General features: G+C 52.9%; 22 protein-coding genes. 12 read left to right on the top strand and 10 right to left on the bottom strand.

Annotated features, from left to right (window positions below):
- Nucleotides 1–278 precede the first annotated feature (278 nt).
- Nucleotides 279–1,322: a nitroreductase family protein gene (locus tag G491_RS0116815; RefSeq protein WP_015948611.1), complete on the top strand. Its 1,044-nt coding sequence runs from the start codon at nucleotides 279–281 to the stop codon at nucleotides 1,320–1,322.
- 101 nt (nucleotides 1,323–1,423) lie between these two features.
- Here the strand turns inward: G491_RS0116815 and G491_RS0116810 are convergent, their stop codons facing one another.
- The 3 genes from G491_RS0116810 to G491_RS0116800 form a co-directional block, all read right to left on the bottom strand.
- Nucleotides 1,424–1,927, bottom strand: a complete 504-nt coding sequence (locus G491_RS0116810) for a cyclic nucleotide-binding domain-containing protein (RefSeq protein WP_035219252.1) — start codon at nucleotides 1,925–1,927, stop codon at nucleotides 1,424–1,426.
- 318 nt (nucleotides 1,928–2,245) lie between these two features.
- Nucleotides 2,246–2,659, bottom strand: coding sequence for a nuclear transport factor 2 family protein (locus G491_RS0116805; RefSeq protein WP_028315415.1), 414 nt, complete (start codon nucleotides 2,657–2,659; stop codon nucleotides 2,246–2,248).
- 29 nt (nucleotides 2,660–2,688) lie between these two features.
- Complete coding sequence (locus G491_RS0116800) at nucleotides 2,689–3,330, bottom strand: DMP19 family protein (protein ID WP_051327329.1); 642 nt, start codon at nucleotides 3,328–3,330, stop codon at nucleotides 2,689–2,691.
- A 242-nt stretch (nucleotides 3,331–3,572) separates the two neighbouring features.
- Between G491_RS0116800 and G491_RS0116795 the strand changes: the two genes are divergently transcribed.
- Together G491_RS0116795 and G491_RS0116785 are read left to right on the top strand one after the other, a co-directional pair.
- Complete coding sequence (locus tag G491_RS0116795; RefSeq protein WP_028315413.1) at nucleotides 3,573–4,568, top strand: zinc dependent phospholipase C family protein; 996 nt, start codon at nucleotides 3,573–3,575, stop codon at nucleotides 4,566–4,568.
- Nucleotides 4,569–4,856: 288 nt separating this feature from the next.
- On the top strand, nucleotides 4,857–5,318 hold the full coding sequence (locus G491_RS0116785) for a MaoC family dehydratase (protein WP_015948618.1): 462 nt from the start codon (nucleotides 4,857–4,859) through the stop codon (nucleotides 5,316–5,318).
- Nucleotides 5,319–5,369: 51 nt separating this feature from the next.
- Here G491_RS0116785 and G491_RS31220 read toward each other — a convergent pair whose 3' ends face one another.
- Nucleotides 5,370–6,998: a sigma 54-interacting transcriptional regulator gene (locus G491_RS31220; RefSeq protein WP_051327328.1), complete on the bottom strand. Its 1,629-nt coding sequence runs from the start codon at nucleotides 6,996–6,998 to the stop codon at nucleotides 5,370–5,372.
- Between the two features lie 213 nt (nucleotides 6,999–7,211).
- Here G491_RS31220 and G491_RS0116775 point away from each other — a divergent pair, with 213 nt between their 5' ends.
- From G491_RS0116775 to G491_RS0116760, 4 genes are all read left to right on the top strand, one after another.
- On the top strand, nucleotides 7,212–8,819 hold the full coding sequence (locus G491_RS0116775) for an SDR family oxidoreductase (RefSeq protein WP_028315412.1): 1,608 nt from the start codon (nucleotides 7,212–7,214) through the stop codon (nucleotides 8,817–8,819).
- A 139-nt stretch (nucleotides 8,820–8,958) separates the two neighbouring features.
- Nucleotides 8,959–10,758, top strand: coding sequence for an AMP-dependent synthetase/ligase (locus G491_RS0116770; protein WP_028315411.1), 1,800 nt, complete (start codon nucleotides 8,959–8,961; stop codon nucleotides 10,756–10,758).
- 283 nt (nucleotides 10,759–11,041) lie between these two features.
- On the top strand, nucleotides 11,042–12,091 hold the full coding sequence (locus G491_RS0116765; protein WP_157468352.1) for a hypothetical protein: 1,050 nt from the start codon (nucleotides 11,042–11,044) through the stop codon (nucleotides 12,089–12,091).
- Between the two features lies 1 nt (nucleotide 12,092).
- On the top strand, nucleotides 12,093–13,667 hold the full coding sequence (locus tag G491_RS0116760; RefSeq protein WP_028315409.1) for an AGE family epimerase/isomerase: 1,575 nt from the start codon (nucleotides 12,093–12,095) through the stop codon (nucleotides 13,665–13,667).
- A 46-nt stretch (nucleotides 13,668–13,713) separates the two neighbouring features.
- Here the strand turns inward: G491_RS0116760 and hrpA are convergent, their stop codons facing one another.
- From hrpA to G491_RS34110, 3 genes are read right to left on the bottom strand one after another with little or no spacing between them, the layout of a single operon-like run.
- Nucleotides 13,714–17,787, bottom strand: coding sequence for an ATP-dependent RNA helicase HrpA (gene hrpA, locus G491_RS0116755; protein ID WP_211239156.1), 4,074 nt, complete (start codon nucleotides 17,785–17,787; stop codon nucleotides 13,714–13,716).
- 31 nt (nucleotides 17,788–17,818) lie between these two features.
- On the bottom strand, nucleotides 17,819–18,472 hold the full coding sequence (locus tag G491_RS0116750) for a lytic transglycosylase domain-containing protein (RefSeq protein ID WP_248635422.1): 654 nt from the start codon (nucleotides 18,470–18,472) through the stop codon (nucleotides 17,819–17,821).
- Between the two features lie 50 nt (nucleotides 18,473–18,522).
- Nucleotides 18,523–19,206, bottom strand: coding sequence for a TIGR02266 family protein (locus tag G491_RS34110; RefSeq protein ID WP_015948624.1), 684 nt, complete (start codon nucleotides 19,204–19,206; stop codon nucleotides 18,523–18,525).
- 217 nt (nucleotides 19,207–19,423) lie between these two features.
- Between G491_RS34110 and G491_RS0116740 the strand changes: the two genes are divergently transcribed.
- The 4 genes from G491_RS0116740 (at nucleotide 19,424) to G491_RS0116720 (ending at nucleotide 22,167) form a co-directional block, all read left to right on the top strand.
- A complete protein-coding gene (locus G491_RS0116740) occupies nucleotides 19,424–19,768 on the top strand; it encodes a PilZ domain-containing protein (protein WP_015948625.1) in 345 nt (114 codons plus the stop codon).
- A gap of 365 nt (nucleotides 19,769–20,133) precedes the next feature.
- Complete coding sequence (locus G491_RS0116735; protein WP_028315406.1) at nucleotides 20,134–20,664, top strand: hypothetical protein; 531 nt, start codon at nucleotides 20,134–20,136, stop codon at nucleotides 20,662–20,664.
- Nucleotides 20,664–21,302, top strand: a complete 639-nt coding sequence (locus G491_RS31210) for a tetratricopeptide repeat protein (protein ID WP_169829457.1) — start codon at nucleotides 20,664–20,666, stop codon at nucleotides 21,300–21,302. The genes G491_RS0116735 and G491_RS31210 overlap by 1 nt, the downstream gene beginning before the upstream one ends.
- A 136-nt stretch (nucleotides 21,303–21,438) precedes the next feature.
- Nucleotides 21,439–22,167, top strand: a complete 729-nt coding sequence (locus G491_RS0116720) for a lysophospholipid acyltransferase family protein (RefSeq protein ID WP_028315404.1) — start codon at nucleotides 21,439–21,441, stop codon at nucleotides 22,165–22,167.
- Nucleotides 22,168–22,175: 8 nt separating this feature from the next.
- Here G491_RS0116720 and nadA read toward each other — a convergent pair whose 3' ends face one another.
- Both nadA and G491_RS34105 read right to left on the bottom strand, forming a co-directional pair.
- Nucleotides 22,176–23,111, bottom strand: a complete 936-nt coding sequence (gene nadA / locus G491_RS0116715) for a quinolinate synthase NadA (RefSeq protein ID WP_035219186.1) — start codon at nucleotides 23,109–23,111, stop codon at nucleotides 22,176–22,178.
- Nucleotides 23,112–23,128: 17 nt separating this feature from the next.
- A complete protein-coding gene (locus tag G491_RS34105; RefSeq protein WP_051327326.1) occupies nucleotides 23,129–23,893 on the bottom strand; it encodes a LolA family protein in 765 nt (254 codons plus the stop codon).
- 231 nt (nucleotides 23,894–24,124) lie between these two features.
- Here G491_RS34105 and G491_RS0116705 point away from each other — a divergent pair, with 231 nt between their 5' ends.
- Nucleotides 24,125–24,337, top strand: coding sequence for a biotin/lipoyl-containing protein (locus G491_RS0116705; protein WP_015948631.1), 213 nt, complete (start codon nucleotides 24,125–24,127; stop codon nucleotides 24,335–24,337).
- Between the two features lie 172 nt (nucleotides 24,338–24,509).
- On the opposite strand, the gene G491_RS0116700 is transcribed toward G491_RS0116705, so the two are convergent.
- Nucleotides 24,510–25,397 carry a LysR family transcriptional regulator gene (locus G491_RS0116700; RefSeq protein ID WP_028315402.1) on the bottom strand — a complete coding sequence of 296 codons (888 nt, stop codon included), beginning with the start codon at nucleotides 25,395–25,397 and terminating at the stop codon, nucleotides 24,510–24,512.
- Between the last annotated feature and the right edge of the window lie 16 nt (nucleotides 25,398–25,413).

The following is a 25,413-nucleotide window of genomic DNA, read 5'->3' as shown; positions in this document are numbered from 1 at the left end:
TCGTAAATAATCAAGGCCGAAGACAACAGATTAACGCGTAACTGTACATAGACTATTTAAAGGCGACTGGCAAGTCAAATTTCCTTCCCAAACGGCGTATTAACAAAATATACTTCAATAACAGACTATTATTCAAAGAATTTATTTCAAATCGATCTCCTTGGAGTCATATTTTGAACCGTTCGGTCAAAATATTGATTGACTGGACAGTCGTGCTCCTTTATGGATAATCCCAAAGACTCGCCTCGGCCTTAACAAAATCCGGAAAGGAACACCCCATGCTTTTGGAAAAATACCGCCACATGAGTTTGCCTCAAGCCAGATACGCCGAATTCGTTCTGGACAGGGATAAATGCAATGGATGCGGGCGCTGCGTCAAGGCTTGCCCCATCCAACTGCTCGAGCTTTACGGCAAAAAATCAAGACCCAACCAGCGCTACGACCATTTCCGGTGCATCACTTGCCAGAACTGCGCCGCCTCATGCCCGCAAAACGCCATCACCATTAAAGGCGACTACCGGGTGGACAAGGGATTTTGGAAGAACGCCCATTTGTTCAGAGGCCCCAAGACCATGCCCAACCCTTTAGGGCGCAACGGGCAATCCACATACGCGGACCAGGAGCCGGAACTGACGGAGACCGAGAAGGTTATCTATCAGCGGAGAAGCGTCCGGCTGTACAAGAAGAAAAAAGTGCCCAGGGATATGATCGAACGCGTCATCGAAGCGGGCCGTTTCGCCCCTTCGGCCGGGAACAATCAGCCCTGGAAGTTCATTGCCATCGACAACCGGGACGTCATTTCCGCGCTCAACGAAAAATGCAAGGCGTCCCTGTACAAGGTCAGCGCCCTGACCCTGCCCAAACCCTGGATCAACAAAAAAACCCCGGGGGACAAGGAGGCTAAACTGGCCCTGTGGCAGGAAGCGGTGCTTCCGCTGTTGACCAAAATCAAAACCGGAGACACGGAGCCCCGGGCGCGCGGCGGGATCAACGCGGCGTCTTCGGACCCCAATTACGACATATACTTCGGCGCTCCGGCCGTCATCCTCTTGCTGGCCGACAAAAGAGGCATCGGCAGCGTGGAGCTGGACACGGGCATAGCCGGTCAGAACATGGTTCTGGCCGCCCACTCCCTGGGATTGGGAACCTGCTGGGTCAGCCTGTCCAAAGCCATCGGATTCGATAAAGCGCTCAAAAAGAAGCTGGGAATTGAAGAGCCTTTTAAAATCATCTCGTCCCTGTCCATCGGCTATCCCCAAGGCCAGGTGGACAACCCCGTGGCCCGGGAGCAGCCCCGCATCCACTGGGTGGATTCCCTTTAAACGAAAAGCGGGATTGACACTTAAAAAGGGGCGGCCTTTACACAGGGGCCGCCCCTTTTTTTGATTTCAAACGGATTGATTCAATATCTTAAAATAACAAACTATTCATAACTCAGCATCAAATTCGCCAACTGGCCGGAGGTCTTTCGCAAATTCATGGACAAAAGCCTGGAGAGACCCTTTAAAACCGGCACCCCGGCCTGGGGATGATTGGCCAGGATCAGGTTGAAGTTGCTGCGGCTTAACGTGATGAGGGTCGCCCTGGTTTTGGCGATGACCGTGGCGGACCGGGGAAACTCGTCAATGAGCGCCATTTCGCCGATGGAGCGCCCCCGGGACAAGGTGGCCAGGGCCGCACGCTCCCCCTTGGAGGACTCCTTGATGACCTCCAGGGATCCGCTGGCGACAAAACACACATAGTCGCCGGGCTCGCCCTCTTCAAAAACCAGTTCGCCTTCGTCCACCTCGATAAAGTGCATGTGCTTGGCCACAATCCTGAGATCCGCCGGGGAGAGCCCGTCAAACAGAGGGATAAACGACAGGCAGTCGATGATATGGTTGGTGATTTTACTTTCGCCCACAATTCCGTTGCGTTGCGCGGTCATATATCCTCCGTAAAATATGGGAAGCCCCGGCGCCCCGGGCGCGTCGTCAAAGCCCGCGGCCAGGCAATTTCCAATCCCTAAAAATATCCAACCTCGCCCCGGCATGTCAATCAGTTAAGGGGCGAAAGCGGAGGCCGCCCGTTGGAAGGAAAGTCTTAGTCTGACCATGATCAGTATCCCATGGGGCGACGGGAAAAGGCGCAATTATTGAAAGGCGATAAAAAAATCGATCCACTTTGAGCCAAAACCGGTAAGATTTTTTACCGGTTTTCCATTTAGCGACAAAGCACACACAGCAACGAAAGCGCATAAATCAAATTAGGTGGTCAGAGTCTCCCCGATCAGGTCCTCGTTGGAAACGCCTACCGAAGAGTGCCATTGGATGATTTTCCAGCCGCCCTGCGCTTTTTCCAGGACCACGGTGAGGCGCATGGGAAACTCGGTTCCGTCGGCCATCTTGATTGCGGGATTGCCGGCGATCCAGCCGGCGGAATCGTTGCAACAGGCGTGAGACTCTCCCGGCAGAATGGTAAAACCGCCTATCTCTTCCAACTGAGCCTGAAAAACCTTGGTTATGGCCTCGTATCCAATCCACCATTCACTGGGGTCCGTGCCGATGGCAAGGGCGCCCTCCTCTTGTGAAAACATTTCCTGAAAAAAGGCGTAGTCCCCGATTGCCTGGGCCTCGCAAATCTTCACATACAGGTCTTTAAGTTCTGCGGATTGTTCCATGGCGCTCTCCTTCTGAAATTTAAAAAGAGTTATGGAATGCTTATCCTCTCCCTGTTTTTCTTTATAAAAACAAATAGCAGGACCGAAAGGTCCCCAATTTCATCATAATAAAATTGGTCGCAGTCATCCCAGATTTCCTCCTGGTCCGGGTCTTCCTCCTCGGCGGCGAGAAGAACAGCTTCGTCCACTTTAGGAATTGTCAGAGGCCCCTCTATCTTCAATGCATCAATTGCTTTTTGGGTTAATTTCGCTGTTTCCGAGCTTCCGATTGAGTGCAAAGCCTCCACAATCATCGGGACGAACTCCGGCGTGTTCACAAAGAACTGTAAATAGCCGCCGTTATTAACCTCGCGCTCCAGAGACTCCACAGCGAGAATAATGCGTTCTTCATCGCTGAGTTTATCCGCTCCCAAACGCTCTTCTTTTTGCCAAACGGCTCTTTCAAAAGCCGATACCAGCGAGTCCTTTCTGAATTTATTTTCCAGTGCAATCAATTCATCCGTTCTTTGGCCATCATACTTTTCAAACCACTGCAATTCCATATTTTTATCTCCAGCCTGCTCTGTAATCAAAGTTGCTTCGGAGCCATAACAGGGAAAGGACAGGACGACAAAAGCCGATAGAGTAATCACCAAGGTCTTTCCAATAAAATCGAAAATGAAAGCCACCATCAACTCCGCTTCGTCGGTGCGCGCCCTTATCCGCAATTGTTAGCGGCCCGTTCGTTTAAAGCCGCCCTTGCCATGACAATATTATTTCCGGGATGAAAACTGCTTGTCGCAGATTAGTTGGTATGGAGCATTATTTCAAGATGACGCGCCGTTTTTTATGGAGGTGTGCGGCAAATTGCTTTTGCCGTTGACGCCGGGGCGGGAATTTGCCACTAATTGACAAACACGCAAGGAGCAGGTTCATGCCCAAGGAGCAAACCCATTGGATTCTGGCCAGGGAAGCCTTTCGCCGCCTTAAAGACGGCGAGGCGCGGCGGATCATCGCCCAAAACCCCAACCTTTATTTGTTAGGCGCGGTCATACCCGACACGCCCATGTACGCATTGGAAAATACGGAGGAATTTGACCTGCTGGCCCATTTTCTCCACGGCAAGGACGGCGAAAACACATTCGCCCCGTTGACCGGATTGGTGGAAGCCTACCAGGACAAATGGTCGGACGGCATGTGGGCCTTTGTCATGGGGACCTTCTCCCATATTCTGGCGGACGCCGTGTATCATCCCTGGGTGGAGTATTATACGGGAAGCTCCACGGAAGTTCCCGACGAATGGAAAGATCTCAGCCTGACCAGGCACAGGGAGCTGGAAACCTACCTGGACCTTTTTCACCTCAGGATGAACGGAAGCAGGGAGCGGCCCATATCCTTTTTCTCCCTGCTGAAAAGAAAGGAAATGGACGCCGCCGCCTTTGACCATATGGTGGGCGCCCTGTATTTTTCAGGCGCCGCAAAAGCGAACAATGGGGTCCGTAAGGCCCTGTACGCCCATGGCGCCATTCAGTGGCTTTTCATGCAAAAGAGCCTGGCCCGGCTTTCCTGGTTCATCAACCGGTCCACGGAAGGCAAGGGCGATAAGTTTCTGACCCTTTTTTATCCCTACAAAGAGCCTCGGCGCCCGGATTATTTTCAGGCCGGTCTTAAGTACCGCCATACGGTTACCGGCAGGCCCAAGCAGGGAACCGTGGAGGAACTGGCCTGCAAGGCCGCCAAAGTCACGGCCCGTATGTTCGAACTGGTGGAAAAGCATCTGGAGCAGGGGACTGTGCGGGATTTTTTTCAAAGGATCAAGGGGCCTTCCCTGGAGACCGGCTTGGTGGGCGTACCGGTTACGGCCATCGTGCATTACGACTTGTTTGTGGAAATGGATCGGGTCCTGAATGTGTTCAGGGCGATTAAATAACGAATGCTCGTTCCAATTTATTGCCTAAACCAATGCCCTGTGTTATAAAAACTGCGCCTTGGCCCACCGCGCCATAGGGTGAAAGGGGCTGCGCCGCGTGGCTGGCGGTGTTTTTTTCAGGCTGCGTCGAAGCTGGCCGGGGGGAGGCCTGGCTATTTTTTTACAATGCGGAATTCCCCGGCTTGTTTTTTTTGATCCACCCCAAAAAGCCTTTGATCATCAGAGTAAAATTGCCGGGCTTCGGGCCTGGTTAACTTATTACCTATATTTTCCGAAAGGAGCTCCGTCATGGTAGAAACATTGCCTGTTGAAAAAATGAAAGAACGCATTGGACAGGAACTGGGCGTCAGCGATTGGGTGCAGATTGACCAGGACCGCATCAACAAGTTTGCAGACTGCACGGAAGACCATCAGTGGATTCACGTGGATGAAAAAATGGCCGCCGAAGGCCCCTTTGGAACCACCATCGCCCACGGTTTTCTGAGCCTGTCCCTGATTCCGTTCCTGAGCGGCGACAACATGGTTCTTCCCGAAGGAACCGTCATGGCCATCAATTACGGCCTGAATAAGGTCCGCTTCATCAATCCCGTCAAGGTGGGCTCCAAGGTGCGCGACCGCGTGGTTTTGACCAACGTGGAGGAAAAATCCGGCAACCGGGTTTTGGTCACCACCACCAACACCATTGAAATCGACGGCGAAGACAAACCCGCCTGCATCGCTGAAAGCCTTGCCATGTTCTTCGTGCAATAGACGGCGATCTTTTTCGATCACAAGCAGCCCCTCGGGAAACCGGGGGGCTGTTTACGTTTCAGCCCCCTGATTCAAATAGCGCCATAAGGTGACGGGGCTCACGCCCATCAAACGGGCCGCCTGGGTCTTGTTTCCCTCCGTGTGCTGCAGCACGTGCTGGGCGTACCTGCGCACAAGCTCCTTGGGCGTGGGGAAGTCTCCGGCCAGCTCGTCGAATATGTCCCGAGGCTTTTCCGCCATGGAAATGGGCAAATGCCTCATGTGGATGGGCTCCTGGCGGGATAGAATATAGGCGTATTCCACGCAGTTCTCCAACTCCCGGATGTTGCCGGGCCAGTGATAGGCTTGCATGCGCCGAACCACCTCGGGCGTGAATCCGGGATGGGACGGGTCCAGGCGGGATAAAAAATGCCGGGCCAGGATGAGAATGTCCTCCCTGCGCTGGCGCAAGGGCGGAATAAGCAACGGAAAGACCGACAGCCGGTAGAAGAGATCCTGCCTAAAAGCCCCCTGGTCCACCATTTCCCTCAAATCCTGATTGGCGGCGGCGATAATCCGGGCCTGTATGGGAACCGTCTTCAGCCCGCCCAAAGGCCGCACCTCCCGCTGCTGCAAAGCCCGCAGCAGCTTGGCCTGAACCTCCATGCCCAGCTCGCCCACTTCGTCCATAAAAATCGTTCCCTGCCCGGCTTCCACCAGCAGCCCTTTTTTATCCGCCCTGGCGTCGGTGAAAGAGCCCTTTAAGTGCCCGAACAACTCAGACTCGATCAATGTGTGGGGGATGGCCGCGCAGTTGATAGCTACAAAAGGCTCGTCCCCGCGTTGGGAGGCCTTGTGGATGAACCGGGCGACCAATTCCTTGCCTGTGCCGCTCTCCCCCTGGACCAGCACCGTGGAATTGCTGGGCGCGGCGATTTCCGCCAACTCCACGATCTTGCCCATTTCCGGGCTGCGAAACACAATGCCGTGCCGGTTCTTTTCCGGACCGGTTTTCAGCCGCTGCAACTCCTGGTCCCGCTTTTCAAGCACCTGCCGGGACTGCTTCAATTCCTTTTGCAGACGATGGATTTCATCGTTCAGCCAGTCTTCATCCAGGGGTTCGTGGATTTTTAGCGGATCCTCCCCCCACTCCTCCATGGGCCGGGCTTCAAATGTGCAATAGTCATGGCCCTGGGCCTTACACGACAATTCGTGCACCAGGACGTCCTTGCCCAGGATGGCGGTGAAAAAGCCGCTTACAATCCCGCTCAGCACATGGCAGACCGGCTTATCGCTGATCCCTTCCGTAAACATGCTCCACACCTGGGCTTCAAATGACTTTTCCCAGATTCCCGTGTAACGGAGAGTCTTGTTTTCAGGATCGAAATGGATTTGGCTGTCCCGCTCCACGGCCATGCCCGTGGCAGGCAGCAGCACCTTGAACGACTTCAGCCATTCTTCGGGGGAGTCGAACTCGTACATGTCCGCCAGGGCCATGGCGGCCGCCAGTCCGGTGTCGTAGCCCAAACGGGTCATGACCGTGGCCGACGTCCTCTGGCCCATGATGGTCCTTAAATCGTTTCCGAACCGCTGCAGGGTGGGCACGCCGGTAATAAGCAGGCGCTGGCTTCCGAATAGCGGGAAGCCCGAGGCCCTGTCCCGGCGGAAAATTTCTTCCGGTCTCAGGTCTTGAGCGAGCATGAGGGAGGTGTTCCTCTGTTGGAGTATTTCATTTGTGCAAGGCCAATTTCATTTTTGAAATATATCCGATCGTTCAATTTTTTGCAAGTTTTTTATATCCCCCTGATAATTAATTAAAATCCGTTACCCTTCCATCCTGGCATGATTTTTGTTATAATATCTTATACTCCACATTCTAAGCGCCTATTCCCCACAGCCTGGAGAAGATAACCCATGATTAAAGAGTATTTTAACAACAAGACTATTCTCATTACCGGTTCCACCGGATTTTTAGGCAAGGTTCTTCTTGAGAGGATTTTATGGGAAGCTCCTGAAATCGGTAAAATCCGCCTGTTAGCGCGCCCCGGCAAGTCCAATGGGTCGCCTCATGAGGCCGCCAAAGAGCGTCTGGAACAAAGCCTTTTGGATTCGGCCGCTTTCGCCCGGCTCAGGTCCAGGCATCCTGATTTTTTATCCTTTTTAGATGAAAAGCTGGAAGTGTATGCTTGCGATTTGTTTGAAAAGGACCTGGGACTGAAGAAAAAGGACCAGACCAAACTGTTTGAAAGCCTGGACGCAGTCATCCATATCGCCGCCTGCGTGAACTGGGACGAACGCTTTGACTATTCCGTGCGGGTGAACACCCTGGCCGGCGCCAGGCTTATGGAAATGGCCAAAAAGGCGACGCCCCCGCCCCGCTTCGTCCATGTTTCCTCTGCTTTTGTGCACGGCAGCCGGAGCGGCGAGGTGTTTGAAGAGCCTTTCGACCCCAAGAAGAGCATCGCCAACCTATTGGGTAACGGCAAGCATCCTTTTGATTTGGATGAGGAAATCCGCAGAGCCCTGGAGTACGCGGACAAGGTGCATGAAGACGCGGATCATCCCTCCAAGAAGCCGTTGTTTGAGAAAAACGCCAGGGAGTTGGCCGGGATAAAAAAATACGCCTCCGAGTCCATGGATCAGCTTTTTCAGAGGGCCAGGAACTGGCACATCAGGCAGGAGCTTTCCGCTTACGGCAGGGAGCGGGCCAGGCTGCACGGATGGTTTGACTCTTATACGTTAAGCAAGGCCATGGCCGAAATGCTGCTGACAAAAAATCACGGCCCCGTGCCTTTGAGCATTATCCGGCCTCCCGGAATTACCAGCGCGGTCAAGGACCCGATCCAGGGGTGGCTGGAGGGTTATCATCTGGTGGAGCCCCTGATCGAAGGCGTGGGCAGGGGCATGATCAAGGCTTTCCCCGGGGATCCCCAGACCATCATCGACACGGTTCCCGTGGATTACGTGGTCAACCTGATCATGGCGGCCTGCGCATTGCAGGGCGAGGAAGGCGCCATGTCGGTCTTCCAGATCGGCACCAGCCACCGCAAGCCCATCACCTTAAAGGAAATCAGCAAAATCTGGCTGGAATACTTTAAAAGGGATCCGCTCATGGACAAAAAGGGCAAGCCTTGCAAGCCCGCGCCGGCCCAGTTCTACCCCGATCCCAAGAAATTCGTGAATTTTTACCAGAAAAAACGCAAGCTGCCCTTGACCATGGCTGGCAAGGTGATTTCCAGCATACCTATTGTCAGAAGCCTGGGGCCGGCCAAAAAGGCCTGCAAATGGATTGACGGCACGGCCAAGCAGATCGACCGGCTTTGCCAGTTTTCCGATCTTTATTCCGTATACACCATCAACACGTGGAAATTCATGACCCATAACACCCTGGCTCTTTTGGATAAAATGCCGGAGCAGGACCAAAAAGACTTTAATGTGGACTCCTCCACCCTTGATTGGGAGCGGTACTGGACCGAGACCCATATTCCGGGCATGAGACGCTTTGTAATTAACGAAAGATAATTTCCATTCAGGCCGAAGCGCATCCACGGGGAGGCCTTGCCCCTGGCGATTCGGCCGGCTTTGATCCAGCTTTTTACAAAATCGCGCCTTTTGCAACCGGGCCTTGCCGTTACAAAAGGCGCGAGGGGGGAAGAATAACGTGGAACGTACCATCAACGAAGTTTTCAAGAATCGCGCAAACAAATACTCCAACCGAATCGCCCTGGAAAAAAAGAAAAACGGCGCGTGGCAATCGGCCACCTGGACTCAGTACTATGAAAACGCCCGGGCCGCAGGATTGGGCTTCGCCTCCTTAGGCGTGGAGCGGGGCGACCGCATAGGCATTTTCTCCGATAATTATCTGGAATGGCTGTATTCCGATATGGGCGGCCTGGGCATTGGCGCCGTGGTGGTCCCCCTATACCCCACTTTGACGGAGGAGGAGGCCGGTTACATTGTGCAGGACTCCGGATGCAAGGCGCTTATCGTGGGCGACAAGGAACAGTTGGAAAAAGCCAAACGCATCCGGGCGGCCAATCCATCCCTGCAAGCCATCGTCACAATCGGAGACGTTCCCACGAATGGAGACGGGGGGCTGATCTCCTTCGCCAGGCTCATGGAAATAGGCCTTAAGAAGAACGAGCAGGATCCCGGCCTTTTCGAACGCAGCGCCGCCATGTCCAAACCAGGCGACCTGGCCACCATCGTCTACACCTCCGGCACTACGGGCATGCCTAAGGGGGTGATGATCACCCATCAAAACATCATGTTCGTGATCCAGGGGCTTGCCGGCATCACGCCCGGTTACGCGGATGAAAAGGACCAGACCGTGCCTTTTCTGCCCCTTTGCCACGTGTTCGGGCGCATCGCCGACCATTACATGGGCATGTACGCGGGCATCACCGCTTCCTTTGCTGAAAACTTCACCACCCTATTGGAAGACCTCCAGGAGCGGCGGCCCACCATCATCATGGCCGTGCCCAGGGTATGCGAAAAGGTGTTCCAGAAGATCATGGAGCAGGTGGAAACCCAGCCCTTGCCCATGCAAAAAATCTTCTACTGGAGCCAAAAAATCGGCGAACAGGTCAGCGAACTCCGGGAGGCCAAAAAGCCCGTCCCCCTGGTCCTGGCCCTTAAATACCGGCTGGCTTATCAGTTGGTATTCAAAAAGCTCCAGGACCGCCTGGGCGGAAGGGTCAAGTACATCATGGCCGCCGGCGGCCCCACGGCCCGGGAAATCCAGCTTTTTTTCAACGCCGCGGGAATCTCCGTCGTGGAAGGCTACGGCCTGACCGAAACCACGGCGCCGGCCGCCTTAAGCAACCTGTCCGACTACCGCATCGGCACGGTTGGACCTCCCTTGCCTGGCGTGGACGTGAAAATCGCCCAGGACGGAGAGGTGCTTATCAAGGGCGACAACGTGTTTACGGGATATTGGAACCTGGAGCAGGAAACACGAAGGGCCTTTACGGAAGATGGATACTTTATGTCCGGAGATTTGGGGGAATTGGACGACCGGGGATTCCTAAAAATCACGGGCCGAAAAAAAGACCTGATCATCACCGCAGGCGGAAAAAACATCGCCCCCCAGAAAATCGAGTCCCTGTTTATGTCCGATCCCCTGTTCCTGCATTTCATAGTGATCGGAGACCGGAGGAAATACCTCTCCGCCCTGGTGAACATCAACATGGAGCAGGCCCAAACCCTGGCGGAAAAGGAAGGCATCGCCTATTCCGAGCCCCGGGAGCTTTTGGACAACCCGGAATTCCTGGCCATTGTAGATCGCCACGTGGCCGAACGGAACTCCCACCTGGCCCGGTTTGAAACCATCAAGCAATATCGTATCATCAAGGACGAGTTCTCCCAGGAATCAGGCGAGATGACCGCGTCCCTCAAGCTCAAACGCAACGTGATCAACGAAAAGTACAACTCCCTGGTGGAGGGAATGTATCCGAATTAGCAAAACGGGCTTAATAGACCGCTGCAAATTGCCAACGCCACACCCCCAAAAAGGGTGCGGCGTTGTTCATATAACGATGTGAAAACCGGGTTTAGTCTGCGGGGAATTCTTTCAGCAACGAGTACCCGATACATCCTTGTAGACGACAGTAAATATTTTATGATTTTTAGGGGTTGACGCATATTAGTGTAAATTAGTAACATATAAAAACCAATTAAAATCTTCATATAGAACTCCGACTTTGTCGGAATCAAAATACTCCTCTAAAATGAAAGATGTAATTATGAGTGACGAGAAAAAGGTCTCTCAACTTCTCCGGGAAGTTTTTTTGTCGCCAGGTATGATCTACTTTATACTAGTGATCCTGGTGCTTTGGTTCCTTGGGCCAGGCTTTATCCGAAAAGTCCGGTCTGCCGGTCTCACGACAGTAAGTATTGGACCAGGGCAAGCTACCGTGACAATCAGCGAAGGAAAGGGGGAGCAATTAATTATTGTTCCAGTCAATGCCAATCGTTACTGGGTTGACACTGGCGTGGAGTTGGAGGTCGGGAAAAAATACAGAATTTCGGCAAAGGGGACTGTCAACACGGGATCATGCTATGATCCGTGCTATATGCCATCAAATTATGACAAAACAAAGATTACTAATTGGGTGGTATCTAAAATGGAGCAAAATATCGGATTAAGGAACCCAGACGGCAGCTTGGTCCATCCTGAATTTGCTATATTAAACAAAAAAACAGGTGAAGATGAAATTATACAAATTTTCAGCGATAAAATGCGAATGTGTGATGAGGTGGAGTATGGAACTCTAATTGGTTGCGCATTGTCTTCACATATAGGTAAATTACAATTGCAAAGAAACCCATGGGCCTACAAACAAAGTTTTTTCTCCATCGGGCAATGCTCTGAATTTGTAGTAAAAAAAAGGATCAAGCATCCAACACCCAAGCCAGAATGGGAGTGGGATGTAAAAGACAATATTCTGACGCTGTATCTGGCGTTTGGCAAAGCCAAATTATTATTGGCCGTTAATGACTGTGTCTTGCCTGATGTGTTTGATCACATCGATGAGAACAGTCAAAATGCTGATTGCTGCCTTCTCATTCCTCAATTTCTCAAGCAAAGAGGGGTTAAATTTGACTCTTATGAGGACACCAAAATAAAGCAAGCCTGTAACTATCTTAAAAGCTCAATGGAGGTTGCAAAAAAGTTAGATGATGAATGGAGGAAATGCAAATATGGCGGGAATATTGGGTATGGGGCAAGAGACCTATACTATCTTAATAATACAGGACAATTGACTGTAATAATCCAATCTGAGGGGATATAGTATGAGCAAGAACAGACTCATTTTGCTGGCCGCACTCTTTTTGGGTTTTATGGCGTGTACAATACCTCAACCCAATCATGGAGGGTTATCCACCAACGATAGAGAATTGCCTGGACACGAATACTGGAATAACCATTTACAAAGAGATCTTATACCATTTTGGGCCTCATCAGAAGCAACTGCAGAAAAGGGGATTTTCCCCACTTTCCGCTTTGATGACGGGGTACAGGTTTCGGTCACAAATCAAGAAGAGTATGAACGCATAGCAATTAGAAATGGAGCAAGCTGGATAGTTGATTTGATGGGGCACGAATATATAAGAACCCACGCAAGGCAGACTTTTGCATACGGCGTGGCTTTTCACGCAACGGGTAACTTTGAATATTTGTCGCTTATGCGTGAAGGTGTTTATTGGTCAATTAAAAATTCCTTTGATGAAAAAGGAGCGTTAACTTCAACAGATGACCTTTTAAAGCGCACAGCTCAAGACCAAGCATATAGCTTGATTGGTTTGGCCTTCTATTATTACTTAACACGCGATCAGAGTGTATTAGATGCTATTCTAAAGCAACATCAAATAATTTTAAGAGATTATGGTGTTTTCGACGATGAAGGAAGTTTGATAGGAATAAAATGGCTGCAAAATGATACTCAAATGACGGAACTTGTGGCCATTCTTGATCAACTAAATGCATACATGGTCTTACTTACACCGATCCTTCCTGAACCCTACTCTTCTGAATGGAAAATTACGATCGGACACTTATGTCATACTATGTTGGATAACTTTTATGTCAACGAACTGAGTGTTCGAGGGAAAAATCACGAAGTTCAAAGCTTTTGGGGAAATCTTAATGATAAGGTACCCGGTGGCCGACATTTTGATTTTGGCCATTCCGTGAAGACTTGGTGGATGATTTATTTATCAGGAATAATTGTCGGAGACCAAGAACTCATAGGATTGGGGCGTTCTGGAATGGAATTTTTAATCGAAAAAGCATATCTGCCTGGACCTGTATTCAGCGAAGCATCACAGGAGAGATACGGAAAACCATTCTTACAGGAGTTGAATAATCAATCCTCATGGGGGGAAAAATTCTTATTCCCTGAAAAAGACCAATGGTGGTCTAAAGATGGAATTAGTATAGGGCAGCAGTGGTGGATTCATTGTGAATTGGATCAGGCTGCAGCAACATGTGCACTTGAAAATAAGAAACATGTTCATAATTTGATCAAAACAAGTCACTTTTTCGTCGATCATTATGTTGACAATACTTGCGGAGGGGTATGGCACTCTCTTAATCCGGCAACATTGAAGCCGGAAGGCATGAAGGTTCATGCCTGGAAAAACGCTTATCACTCTTTTGAACACGCCCTCATTTTATCTATAGTGAGTCAGTTCTTAAAAGGGGAGTCAATTACATTATATTATGCTATACCAAGTGAAAAATTGGATGATTCAATATTGCAGCCCTACTATTTTCAAGGGGCAGCAACAGATATAAGGTATGGAACCCTGAATATGCAAGGCGAAATAATGGAATCTGTAAAATTCTCACATCCAGAACATTTTTAAAAGTAATATATCCAATCAACTTTTTTTCTGAGTCAAAGGATTCAGGTCAAACCATCATCTCAATTTCGGAGAGGCGCTTTTGAAGGCGTTTGGGAGAGATGGGCATGGGGGTTTTAAGCTCCTGGGCGAAGACCGACACCTTGAATTCCTCGATCATCCAGAAAAAATCCTCCACGGCCTTACGCTTTTCCGGCGTGGTCTTGATGCCAAGCTCTTTGGCCAGACGGCGGAGGTGATCCTCAAATTCCCTGACCTGGGCGGCCTTGGCTTTGTCCTTGTCCAGGTCCAAAAGGCCCCGTTCGGCCCGGATGGTGACGGCCTGTAAATACCGGGGCATATGCGCCAGCCTGGCGTCATCGTATAGATTGGGAAAATTGGGCGGCATAAGCTGGGTCATGGCCGTGCGCAGATTTTTTAAGAAGGCCAGGCCGAATTTGTTGTTCCGGCATTGGGCCTCCAGTTCAGAAATGCGAGCGCTGGTTTTGTGAAAGGCCTCCATGATCCGTGAGGTGGATTCCACCAGCTTTTCCCCCTGAGCCACCAGGGCGGGAATCCGGGTTTTTACATGCTCGCGGAAATCCTTTTCCGTGTGAAGCTCCTTTTCCAGGGTGCGTTCCAAAAGCGTGTCGAAAAGCACCTGCTCCATCTGCTTGGTTCCGCCGAAATAGGCTGCGTGTTTGGCGGCGTTTCCTTTGAGGGCCAGGTACTTTTTGATGTGCTTGATGTCCTTGGCGCACTCCAGGGTGCAGAGGGCGGCCACGCCTTTTTTATGGGTGGCCTGGGCTTTGACCTTGTCCTCCACGATTTTCAAATCCACGCAGTCGTCGCCGGGGCACAGGCAGACATACGCCGGGGGAGCGCCTTTTTTCACCGGAATGCTTGAGGGCAGATCGCCGAAGTCCCAGGACTTGATGCCGGTTTTTTCCCATTGGTTGCGGAGTTTTTCCAAATGGCCCAGGTCCTTGACTTCACCCATGCTTTGGGCCAGTTCCCTCACATCCCGACCAAAGCGGACCACGCGGCCCTTGGCGTCGGTGACGGCCAGCCGTGCGGTGAGGTGCGGAGGCAGCTCGGACGGCCCGGGCCAGGATATGGCCGGGATTTCAATGCCCATGGTTTCGTGGATGGCGTGGGATAAAGCCGCGCCCATGGACAAATGCTTGTATTTGTCCAGCTTGTCCATGACGCGATCCACGGTTTTATTCACGGGAACCAGCCTGACCCGCAAGGGCTTGGGCAGGCCTTTGATCATGGCCGTGACTTTTTCGGGCAAAAGGCCGGGCACCACCCATTCCAGAGGCTCGGGCGGCACGGAGGACACCAGGGGCTGGGGAATTTTGATGGTCACGCCGTCGCCCGGCCTGCCGGGATCGAAGCGGTATTGGAGCTTGAACTTGGCGCCGTCCACCTTGAGCCGGTTGGGGTATTGGGAAAGGTCCTCGGCTTCGGGCGAGCGCACCATGACGTCGGTTACGTCCATGCGCAAAAAAGAGTCCCCGCCTTTGTCCTTGATAATCTTCTTCAAGGATTGGATGGAATAGACCGTGTCCAGCCGCTGCTCGTAAAACCGGGAGATGCCCAGCTCGTCCACAACCAGGTCCCGCCTGCGAAGGCGTTCCTCCATGTCCCGGGCTTCGTTCAGGACTTTTTGATTATGGGCCAGAAACCCGAATTTTTCGTTGGTCTGGCATTCCACCAAAGCGCCCTGGATGAATAGCTCCGTCGCCTCTTGAGGATTGATGGGCCCGTAGGACGTGGGCCTGCCCGCGATGATAATGAGCCCCATGAGGCTCACTTGCTCCTTGGCGATGACCTCGCCCCGGTTCTTTTCAAAATGAGGCTCCAGGTAGGTGCGGGTGCACAAGGGGCCTGCAGGCTCCTCCAGCCATTCGGGCAGGATGTTTGCGGCCATGCGTGCGAACAGCCGGGACGTGTGCACCATTTGGGCGGACACGATCCATTGCCCGCCGTGATTGAACAAAAACGATCCGGGAAAAAGCATGACCTCCCGGCCCTTGGTTCCCTGATAAATGTTTTTGTCCTTTTTGGAGGCCACCTGGGACAAGTAGGCCGAGGCGATGCTCTGATGCAGGGGCTCATACCGGCAATCCTCCATGCCGGGCTCAAAAGCCTTGGGCATGGGAGGCGTTTTTTTAATGAACCCTTCGTCAATAAGGATGGCGGTCAATTGTTGATGCACGTCCCGCCATTCCCGCATGCGCTTGTACGAGAGGAAATTGGCGATGGACCATTTTTTCATCTGATTGCCCGACTTCACCTTGTCCATGTGCTGGAAGTAGGCCTGCCACAGGTTGAGGTAAAACAGAAAGTCGGACGATCCATGGGCGAAGGTCCTATGGGCCTGATCCGCCTGCAGGGCTTTTTCGGCCGGCCTCTCCCGGGGATCGATGATGCACAGGGCCGAGGCGATAATGAGCGCTTCGGCCAGGCATCCCCTGGGGTGGGCCTCGATGAGAATGGCCGAGATCCTGGGATCCACCGGCAGCCGGGCCATGGTGCGGCCCTTTTTGGTCATGGTATAGGTTTTTTCGCCGGGCCTGGGGTCCAGCAACGCGCCCAGTTCCCGCAACACATTGAAACCGTCGCGGATGCTGCGCGGGTCCGGCGGGTCCACAAAGGGAAAGTTGTGCACTTCAGGCAGGCGTGAAGCCACCATGCGCAGGATGACCTCGGCCAGGTTGGCCCGGAGGATTTCCGGCAGGGTGAACTGGGGCCGGGACTCGTAATCCTCCTCGTCATAGAGGCGGATGCAAATGCCTTCGGCCACGCGGCCGCAGCGGCCCATGCGCTGGTCCGCGCTGCTTTTGGAGATTTTGTCCACTGGCAGGCTGGTGGTGCCGGTCCGGGGGCTGTAGCGTGATATCCTGGCGAGCCCCGTATCCACCACGTACCGGATGCCGGGAATGGTGATGGAGGTTTCCGCCACATTGGTGGCCACGACCACCTTGATTCCCGAATGCCGGGCGAAAACGCGGGCCTGCTCGCCGCCGGCCAGCCGCCCGAAAAGGGGCAGGATCAGGGCATTGGGAAAGCGCCGGGCCTGAAGCAAGTCGCAGGTCTCCCGGATGTCGCTTTCCGTGGGCATGAACACCAGGATGTCGCCTTTGGGCCTGCGGGAAAAAATGGTCTCCACGGCCCGGACTGCGCCGTCCACGTATCCTGCGTCGCTGTTTTCGTCTCCGCTTGTCAAAAGAGGCTCGTACCGGACTTCCACGGGATACATGCGGCCCGAGACTTCCACAATGGGAGCATCGTTAAAGGCCTTGGAAAATTTTTCCGTGTCAATGGTCGCGGAGGTGATGATCACCTTCAGGTCCGGGCGCTTGGGCAGCAGGTTTTTTAAGATGCCCAGGATAAAGTCGATGTTCAGGCTGCGTTCATGGGCCTCGTCCACGATGATGGTGTCGTATTTGGTGAAAAATGGATCGTGCTGAAATTCGGCCAGAAGCACGCCGTCTGTCATGATCTTGATGAACGGGGCTTCGGACTTGCCGCCGGTTTCCTTAAACCGGATTTTATAGCCTACGGACTTGCCCAGGTCCTCGCCCAACTCTTCGGCGATGCGCTGGGCTACGGTGACGGCCGCCACCCGCCGGGGTTGGGTGCAGCCGATAAGCCCGTCCACGCCCCGGCCGGCGGCCAGGCACATTTTGGGGATCTGGGTGGTTTTTCCGGAGCCCGTCTCGCCGGTGATGACCACCACCTGGTTTTCCTGGATCGCCTCGACGATTTCCTCGCTGCGGCCGGAGATAGGCAGTTCTTCGGGATAGGCAAACGAAGGCCGGGATTTTTCCCGCAGCTTTCTTTCCTTCACGGAAGAGGCGACCTGATTTTGCAGCGCGCTCAGGGTCTTGGATTTTTTATCCAGGGAAATCTTGGGAGAGCGGAGGCGATCCAATTGGCGCAGGACGGCGTGGCGATCCCGGCCCATGGCCCTGGGCAGCCTGGAGCGGATGGACTGCTCCTTGCGCTTGCTCTTCCGGACAAGGGATTCTTTGGACTCCGCTTTATTTGCGGGCTCTTCGGATTTTTTTTCGGGAACGGTTTTCCGGATAGGCTTTCGGCCGCGTTTGGGCGCAGACCCCTTGGGCTTTTCCATTCCCTCTGTTTTATCTGGGCTCATGGTCTAATCAAGGGGTTGATGCGTGCACCTGCCACTGCATGCCGCTATCCCGTCTGATCTTGCGGAGGCGGCGATACTCCAACATTACTTTGCGGACGTAATTCCGCGTTTCTTCATAAGGGGGAATGCTGTTGTATTTTTCCACCGCGCCGGGGCCGGCGTTGTAGGCCGCCAGGGCCAGGGTGGTTTTTCCGCCAAAGCGATTCAGCATCTGGCGCAGGTAGCAAGTTCCTCCAATAATATTTTGCCGCGGGTTTTCCGGATCGGAAATGCCAAGGCGAACGAAATTGCCCGGCATGACCTGCATAAGCCCCCGGGCGCCCGCCTTGGAAATCGCCCTGGGGTTGAAATCCGACTCCACCTTGATGACCGCCTTGATCAGGTCGAAATCCACATGGTGCAGGTCCGAAGCCTCTTTGATATGCGTGTCGTAGCTGGCCGGCGTTCCTCTCAGCTTTTTGGAGAGAGTCGCTTCCCTGATATACAGGGTGTAGCTCCCGCGAGTAGGCACGTTAGTATAATGGGTGACTCCCTGTTCATCCACGTACCGGTAGATGTCCGCCAAAGCCGAAGGCGCAGCCAGGCACAAAAGCGCCCAAGCCATCACACAAACGGCGGCTGTTTTCATCATTCCGGCAAAATGGCGGCTTATAGGTTTCATCGCAGTTGGAGTCATCCGGGTTATTCAGCCGTAAGATTCAGCTTCAGTCATCAAATGGCGGCGAGTATTTTCCGCAGCCGGTCTTTTTCACCGTCGGACATTTGCACGAATTTAACGCCCATGCCCACGGGCAGGTTCACAGGATCGCTGGTTTCCTTGCGGCTCCAGGCCACCACGCACAGGAACTTCAACGGCGACTCCAGCTTGGGAATCTTTATTTGAAGATCCAGAGTGTCCCCCTTGGGCAGGGGCTTGGACGTCTTGATGAACAGGCCGGACCCGGACAGGTTATGGCTGTACGCCTGAATAAAAGCGTCCTTGTCCTTGAAAGTCAGGGCTATGCACTTGTTGATCCGGGGCTCAAAGCGAGTGGATTGCTTTCCCACAGCGGCTTCGGTGGTCTTTTTCAAGCGCATGGCCAGGCTTTTCAACACAAGCTGAAAACTGCCCGAGAGCTTGTTGTACTCGGTGTCCATGTACATTTTGTCCATGACCCCAAGCACGGTGTCTCCCAAAGCCCTGGCCGAGGCGGTCCGGGGAAAGCGCGCGATGAAGGCCAGTTCGCCGAAAACCTCTCCGGCCCTCAGCACTTCTATCACCACTTTCTTTCCGTCCACGATCTTATATAGTTCAACAGCTCCGGATTCCACGACGTACACCCAGTCGCCGGTGCTGCCTTCTTCAAAAATAGTCTCCCCGTCTCGATACGTCTCTTCTGACGTTGTGTTAAGCATGGTCGGCTTTCCTTTTTGCCTAATTTTAACCAGTCTAAACTAATCCATCAAATAGATTATGGCAAGTATTCGTTCTTTGTCAACAAATGGTAACGGTTTTCACACGGCCCACAATTTGTGGTATGTCCTGTATTCTGTTGACTTTTTTTCTCATTCATTATAAAGCCCTTAAAATATTCCAAACCGGAATCAAATTCACTCTTCACAGGATTGATTTATGAAAGAAAGAAGAAGACACAACAGAGTCGATTCACTGAATTTGCTGTCATATACATGCTTTGATTGCGATGGCAACTCCGAATGTCAAGGCATGGGAAGGACTCTTAATGTCTCGGAATCGGGCATTTTGCTGGAGACCGGCGAACAACTGGAGGAAGGCTTCCAGGTAGCTGTAACCATTGCCTTTGAAGAAAATCTCGTGGCAATCAAGGGCGAGGTGGTCAGGTCCTTGGCCAACCCGGAAGGAATGTTTGAGTCCGGCATCAGATTCTCCGAGGTGAGCGACGAGCAACTGGATGTGCTTAAGGCCTATGTCGTCGCCTTTGAAGGCGAGCAAGCCTAGCCGTCTTCCCGCATTTTACGTTTTTGTTTATTTAGGTTCATTTTTCTGAACAGTCTTCATAAAACAAAGGGCGCCCTCCGTTAACTTCGGATGACGCCCTTTTTTTTCGCCTAATTTAAGCGACCCCGGTCCGGGCGCCGTTAATTGAAATTAATGCCGCTGCCTGTGGGCGCCCCTATCCATATGCCTTCGCTGCAGAAAAAATTTGTAAAGGTTTCGCTGGATCAAGCCGATATTTTTCATCGTACGGTCAGTTATTGACATTGAGCGAGGAGCGGAGTATCCTGATTTAAGTGGAGAAACGCCTTGACCATTCCACCTGTCCCGGAGACGCCTGCCAACATCCCGACAAAAGGGGGCCTGTCATGCATGAAAGAACCCTTATTCTTACGGCCGTGGTTTTTCTGGCCGCTTATACAGCCGGCTTTGCCGCCGATGCGCCCGTCACCCCGGAAAATCTTCTGTTTTCGCCCGAGGACGTCATCACCTTAGAAAAGGCGGAGCATTTTTTGAACATGGCCGTGGACCTGGGCATGGAGGAAATGGGCGACAGCAGCCTGGAATCTATGGTTTGCACGCCGCACGCCCTGCCGAAAAAGCTCTTTTTCCAGGCGTTGTGCGACTGCGCAACCGACCCGGACACCAAGGTTTCGGACCTTGAGATTCTTGCATTGAGCGAAGAAGCGGATCGGTCCGGCGAAGGAGAGGAGGACGTTAAGCTCAGCCTCAAAGACGTGAACCAGGACGCCACCTCGTACGGATTCTATTTACGCAATCCCGCGGCGGACGCAGGCTCTGTGGTTTATCCCGGGCCGAGCCAGGAAATTCTGTCCACAGGCTCCATTCCCGAAGGATGGACCAACCGGATTTTACGCACCGGCTCGGCGTCCTTTTAGTGAAGAGGACGTTTATCAGCTATCCAGCGGCGGCGATCTGTTTGGCGGCCCTGCTGATCCTGCCGTCGCCCGGGATCGCTGAAAAGGCCTCCCGCCCCCGGACAACCGTCAACACGCCTTCTGCGCCCTTGCGCCACCCGCCTGAGGAGGCGCCCCAAAAATCCGTTTCCGCCGAAAAATGGAGCCAGATGGCGGCGGAACTGCTGCGCATCAAGGAACTCCGAAACCCCAAACTGGCGCTTGAATGCGCCAATAAGGCCTTATACATCAACCCCTCCTATCCTCCGGCTTATCTGAACCGCGGAAGCGCATACATGATGTTAGGCCAGCCGGAAAAGGCGCTCGCCGATTTCGACCAAACCGTCAAACTTAACCCCGGTTTGCCCCAGGCCTATTTTAACCGGGCTCTTGCCTGCGAGGCGTTGGGGAGATACCGGGACGCAACGGACAACTATACCGTAGTCATAGAGAGCGATCCTAACGACGCCGAGGCGTACGTGCGCCGTGGAGCGGCTTTTTTCGACCTGCATGAAGACGCTCAAGCCTGCAAGGATCTTGAAAAAGCCTGCCAACTTGGCCTGTGCGCACCCCTGGAGCAAGCCCGGGAAAACCAGCTTTGCCCCAAAAATAATCATTGAAATTTTTTTAGGTTTTTCCTATTTCGTTTACTGCACTAGTTAGAGTAAGTAAAAAAATGAGCCGGGGAAGTTATGACTGAAGGTCATTTTTCTCCGGCGCGTACCCTTGAATTATCAATTCTTTATGGTGTGAGAAATGAATAGGAAGCTCTACAAGTTTTACAAATGGCTGGTCGTTGTACCCGTCCTTGCTGTAAGCACCTGCGTCTTTGGGCTGCTTGCCATGCTGCTGTGCACGTTTATGGATCCCAAGTTCGTAGGACAGATTACAGGCGTGCCCTGGGCCAAGCTGAACAGCATCGTCACCCCCATGCGGGTAAAAATTTTGGGCCGTGAAAACATCGACCCCAAGCAGTCTTATGTGATCTGCGCCAACCATCAGAGCCAGTATGACATCTTTGTGCTTTACGGCCAGTTGGGCATTGACTTCAAATGGGTCATGAAAGCGGAATTGAGGAGCGTGCCTTTTTTAGGCGCGGCCTGCGCCAGGCTGGGCCATATTTTTATCGACCGCTCAGATACGGAAAAGGCCCTGGCCTCCATCAATGCAGCCAAGGAAAAAATCGTCAACGGCACCTCCGTGCTTTTCTTCCCTGAAGGAACGAGGAGCCGCGACGGAAAACTGCTGCGTTTCAAAAAGGGCGCTTTCACCTTCGCCCTGGACCTGGGCCTGCCCATCCTGCCCGTGACCATCGTCGGCACCAAGGATATTTTACCCACAGACACCCTGGATCTGTATTGCGGCAACGCAACCATGATCATTCATCCGGCTATTGACACCAGCGAATATGATAAAGAAAACCTCCCGGATCTGATGTATGCAACCCGGGAGGTCATAGAGAAGGGCCTGACTCAGAAATCTTAAAATTTAAGTCAGTTTATGTATTGCGTCATTTTTTCCACGGCGGACAGGGCCGGGACCCGGATTTCCTCCGGAACCTTCACCACCCCGGTCATGTTCTCCAGGCTGCGGATCACATCCTGCAGGGTGATCCGCTTCATGTCCTGGCAAAGAAGTTTTTCCGAGGCGGGAATAAACGTCTTGTTGGGATGCCTTTTCTTTAAAGGATGCAGGATTCCCACTTCGGTCCCCACAATAAAAACCTCGGCGTCCGAAGCATCGGGATAGGCCAGCATGCCCGACGTGCTGAGGGCTACGTCGGCCATGTCGATCACTTCCGGCCTGCACTCGGGGTGGGCCATAACCACGGCGTTGGGGTATTTTTCCTTGGCGGCCAGAATGTCCTGGGGAGTCAGGGCGTCGTGGTAGGGGCAGCACCCTTCCCAGATGTGGATTTTCTTGTCGGTCTGCCTTGAGGCGAACATGGCCAGATTCTTGTCAGGCGCCATGAGGACTTCGCTTCCTTCAATGCTGCTGACGACCTTCACCACGTTAGCGGAGGTGCAGCAGACGTCGGTCAGGGCCTTTACGGCGGCCGGGGAGTTGACGTAAGTGACCACGGGCACGCCGGGCAGCTCCTCTTTGCGTTTTGCAAGGGACTGGGGATCGATCATGTCGGCCATGGGGCAGCCTGCGTTTTCCCGGGGAAGGATCACGGTTTTTTGGGGCGACAGGATGGACGCGGTTTCGGCCATGAAATGCACTCCGGCGAACACGATGACCTGGGCGCCGGTCTTGGAAGCCTTGATGGAAAGCTCCAGCGAATCCCCGCACATGTCGGCCGCATCCTGGATTTCAGGGGGCTGGTAATTATGAGCCAGCATGACGGCGTTTTTTTCCTTGAGCAGTTGACGCACGCGCTCGGTCAGACGGGCGGTTTCTTCCTGATTGGTTGCCTTAGCGTCCATGATTCCTGATCCTTATTCTATTCTCCCTCCGGGGCGCCGGACATCTCCATGACGTCAACCCCTTCCGGGATGGTTAGCACAAATTCCGAATCCTTGGGAGGCATTGAAAAATCAGGCTCCGCGAAATTAATCCGGGTTTCGTCTCCGAAATTATTAAAGGAAGCGGTTTCGAAAATGCTGCATGTTTTCTTGTTAATGAGCAAATACAGGACCGTAAAGTCCGGATTCTCCTTTTTGGGAGTAAGCTTCAAAGCCCAGGCGTTTTGCAATCCGGCGGAGTGCTGCCAGGCTTGTTCGGCCCAAGAGACGTCGAACTGGTTTTTCAGGATGTTCACATCCGTAAGAAAACTGGCGCCTTCCCCCGCTCCGAAATAATCCTTGGAATCGCCCACAAGCACCTGATTGTCCAAGGGTCTGTACACCCACAAACGCTTTCCGTCGGAAATGATCACCTGTTCTTCCGGGACCTCATATTCCCAACGCATTTTATCCGGGTAATTAAAACAGGCATACCCGGAGGCGGTGTCCTGGATGCCCATGCCCGTCAGCGTGGCCACCTGGGTGAACTGGGAGCAAAATCCCTTTTGGCCGTAGTGGGCCTGCACCTTGTTCAAAACCTCGTCAACAGGAGGAAGTGCAACCGCTGAAGGCTCCATCAGGTCTTCGGTTTCAATGTCGTCGGCGCCCTGGGTCGCGTCGCTCCATGCAGGCGCCGCCAGGACGGCTGCAAACAGAAAAATCCCCAATAATATGAAGAAATGCTTTAAAGGCTTTGGCGTCATGGTCTTATCCTTTCTCATGCCTGGGCATTAAATACATGACCCTTCCCGGCTTGTAAAGAGCGCTGACGTCCTATAGAACGCCTTTGTTCTTGACATTAACTTGGTTTTCCGTCACCTTTGGGGACGCTTTACCAGCGAGAGAATGCAGGCCGGCGTCTCACCTTTCCGGCCCAGGCATAAAGAATTTATCAATTCCGACGATTCTTGTAACAACTAAACAGGAGGAACCCCATGAGTGAAGTTGCTGCCCCTATGCCGGGAACCATCGTACAGATTCTGGTTAAAGAAGGCGATCAGGTTAGTGAAGATCAGGATGTCATGATCCTGGAAGCCATGAAAATGGAAAACCCCATTGCGGCTCCTGCAGGCGGCGCCGTTGCTTCCATCACGGTCAAGGAAGGCGACAAAGTGGACGCCGGCCAGGTCCTCATGACCATCGAATAGTTTTTTGGGGGAGGCCGCCCGGCCTTCCCCTAAGCATCCTCAGCACACTCCCCCGCAAAAAATTTTTCAAAAAAGCCCTGCAGCCTAACCATCTTAAATAATAGAATTTTTTAAAAATCAGCAAGAACACGCCCCGTTCCAATGCTTTATGATGCTGGAGACCGGATTGGTTTCAAAATCCGGCCGCGCCGCGCCTGAATGCATCCATAAAGGCATCCAGGGCGGGCGAAAAGCATTTATCCCTTTGCCAAATCATCAAAAGGCCCGTTTCCATTGGCTCCTCCCAATCCAGTTCGATCAGGCGTCCGGTTTTCAGGTCATGCTCAATGGATATGCGGGGAATAATGGTCACGCCCATGCCGTTGGCGACCGCAGCCTTAATGGCTTCAATGGAATTCATTTCGATCAGGCTGCCGAGCCTCACCCTTTCCAAGGTCAGGGCCTGCTCAAACTCCATGCGATAGCCGCAATCCGCCTTGGGCAAAAACAATACCCGTCCGTCCAGGCTTTTGTAGCCCAAACCGGCCTTCCCGGCCAGTTCATGACCCGGCGAGGCCGCCACAACCAGGGTTTCGGTCCTGATCATTTCCATATCCAGGCTTGCGGCGCTCACCGTGTCGGTCAGGAGAAAGGCGAGGTCCACCGTTCCAATGGACAGTTCGTGCTCCAGGGAAAATAGGGCGCAAGACGTAACGTCCAGGTTAACATTGGGAAACCGCTTTTGAAAAGCCGGCAAGGCCATGGGCAAATGGCAGGCGGCCACGGTCTGAGGCATTCTTAGCGTCAGCAGGGAGGCGCCGGCCGCCTCTCCTTTTATTTCGTTGCGCGCCTCCTGCTCGATGGCAAGCATCTTATGGGTGTATTGGAGCATTTTTTCGCCCGCCGGGGTCAGCTTGACCCTTTTTCCCACGCGTTGGAACAGCAGGGCGTCCAGATCATTTTCTAAAGCCTTGATTTGCGCGGATACGCTGGATTGGGCGTAGTTCAAAACCTCGGCGGCCTGGTTGAAATTCATCAGGGAGGCCACGGTGCTGAATGTCTTGAGTTTTTGGAGATCCAATATTTTCTCCTTCTAT

It is taken from the genome of Desulfatibacillum aliphaticivorans DSM 15576 (assembly GCF_000429905.1).
Lineage (GTDB): Bacteria > Desulfobacterota > Desulfobacteria > Desulfobacterales > Desulfatibacillaceae > Desulfatibacillum > Desulfatibacillum aliphaticivorans.
The sequence above is the reverse complement of the archived record's forward strand: the minus strand, read 5'-3'. Positions and strand labels throughout refer to the sequence as shown.

Excerpts from the sequence above, each read along its gene's own strand:
- G491_RS0116815 (WP_015948611.1), top strand. The coding sequence starts at position 279 with ATGCTTTTGGAAAAATACCGCCACATGAGTTTGCCTCAAGCCAGATAC.
- G491_RS0116810 (WP_035219252.1), bottom strand. The coding sequence starts at position 1,927 with ATGACCGCGCAACGCAACGGAATTGTGGGCGAAAGTAAAATCACCAAC.
- G491_RS0116805 (WP_028315415.1), bottom strand. The coding sequence starts at position 2,659 with ATGGAACAATCCGCAGAACTTAAAGACCTGTATGTGAAGATTTGCGAG.
- G491_RS0116800 (WP_051327329.1), bottom strand. The coding sequence starts at position 3,330 with ATGGTGGCTTTCATTTTCGATTTTATTGGAAAGACCTTGGTGATTACT.
- G491_RS0116795 (WP_028315413.1), top strand. The coding sequence starts at position 3,573 with ATGCCCAAGGAGCAAACCCATTGGATTCTGGCCAGGGAAGCCTTTCGC.
- G491_RS0116785 (WP_015948618.1), top strand. The coding sequence starts at position 4,857 with ATGGTAGAAACATTGCCTGTTGAAAAAATGAAAGAACGCATTGGACAG.
- G491_RS31220 (WP_051327328.1), bottom strand. The coding sequence starts at position 6,998 with ATGCTCGCTCAAGACCTGAGACCGGAAGAAATTTTCCGCCGGGACAGG.
- G491_RS0116775 (WP_028315412.1), top strand. The coding sequence starts at position 7,212 with ATGATTAAAGAGTATTTTAACAACAAGACTATTCTCATTACCGGTTCC.
- G491_RS0116765 (WP_157468352.1), top strand. The coding sequence starts at position 11,042 with ATGAGTGACGAGAAAAAGGTCTCTCAACTTCTCCGGGAAGTTTTTTTG.
- G491_RS0116760 (WP_028315409.1), top strand. The coding sequence starts at position 12,093 with ATGAGCAAGAACAGACTCATTTTGCTGGCCGCACTCTTTTTGGGTTTT.
- hrpA (WP_211239156.1), bottom strand. The coding sequence starts at position 17,787 with ATGGAAAAGCCCAAGGGGTCTGCGCCCAAACGCGGCCGAAAGCCTATC.
- G491_RS0116750 (WP_248635422.1), bottom strand. The coding sequence starts at position 18,472 with ATGAAACCTATAAGCCGCCATTTTGCCGGAATGATGAAAACAGCCGCC.
- G491_RS34110 (WP_015948624.1), bottom strand. The coding sequence starts at position 19,206 with ATGCTTAACACAACGTCAGAAGAGACGTATCGAGACGGGGAGACTATT.
- G491_RS0116740 (WP_015948625.1), top strand. The coding sequence starts at position 19,424 with ATGAAAGAAAGAAGAAGACACAACAGAGTCGATTCACTGAATTTGCTG.
- G491_RS0116735 (WP_028315406.1), top strand. The coding sequence starts at position 20,134 with ATGCATGAAAGAACCCTTATTCTTACGGCCGTGGTTTTTCTGGCCGCT.
- G491_RS0116720 (WP_028315404.1), top strand. The coding sequence starts at position 21,439 with ATGAATAGGAAGCTCTACAAGTTTTACAAATGGCTGGTCGTTGTACCC.
- nadA (WP_035219186.1), bottom strand. The coding sequence starts at position 23,111 with ATGGACGCTAAGGCAACCAATCAGGAAGAAACCGCCCGTCTGACCGAG.
- G491_RS34105 (WP_051327326.1), bottom strand. The coding sequence starts at position 23,893 with ATGACGCCAAAGCCTTTAAAGCATTTCTTCATATTATTGGGGATTTTT.
- G491_RS0116705 (WP_015948631.1), top strand. The coding sequence starts at position 24,125 with ATGAGTGAAGTTGCTGCCCCTATGCCGGGAACCATCGTACAGATTCTG.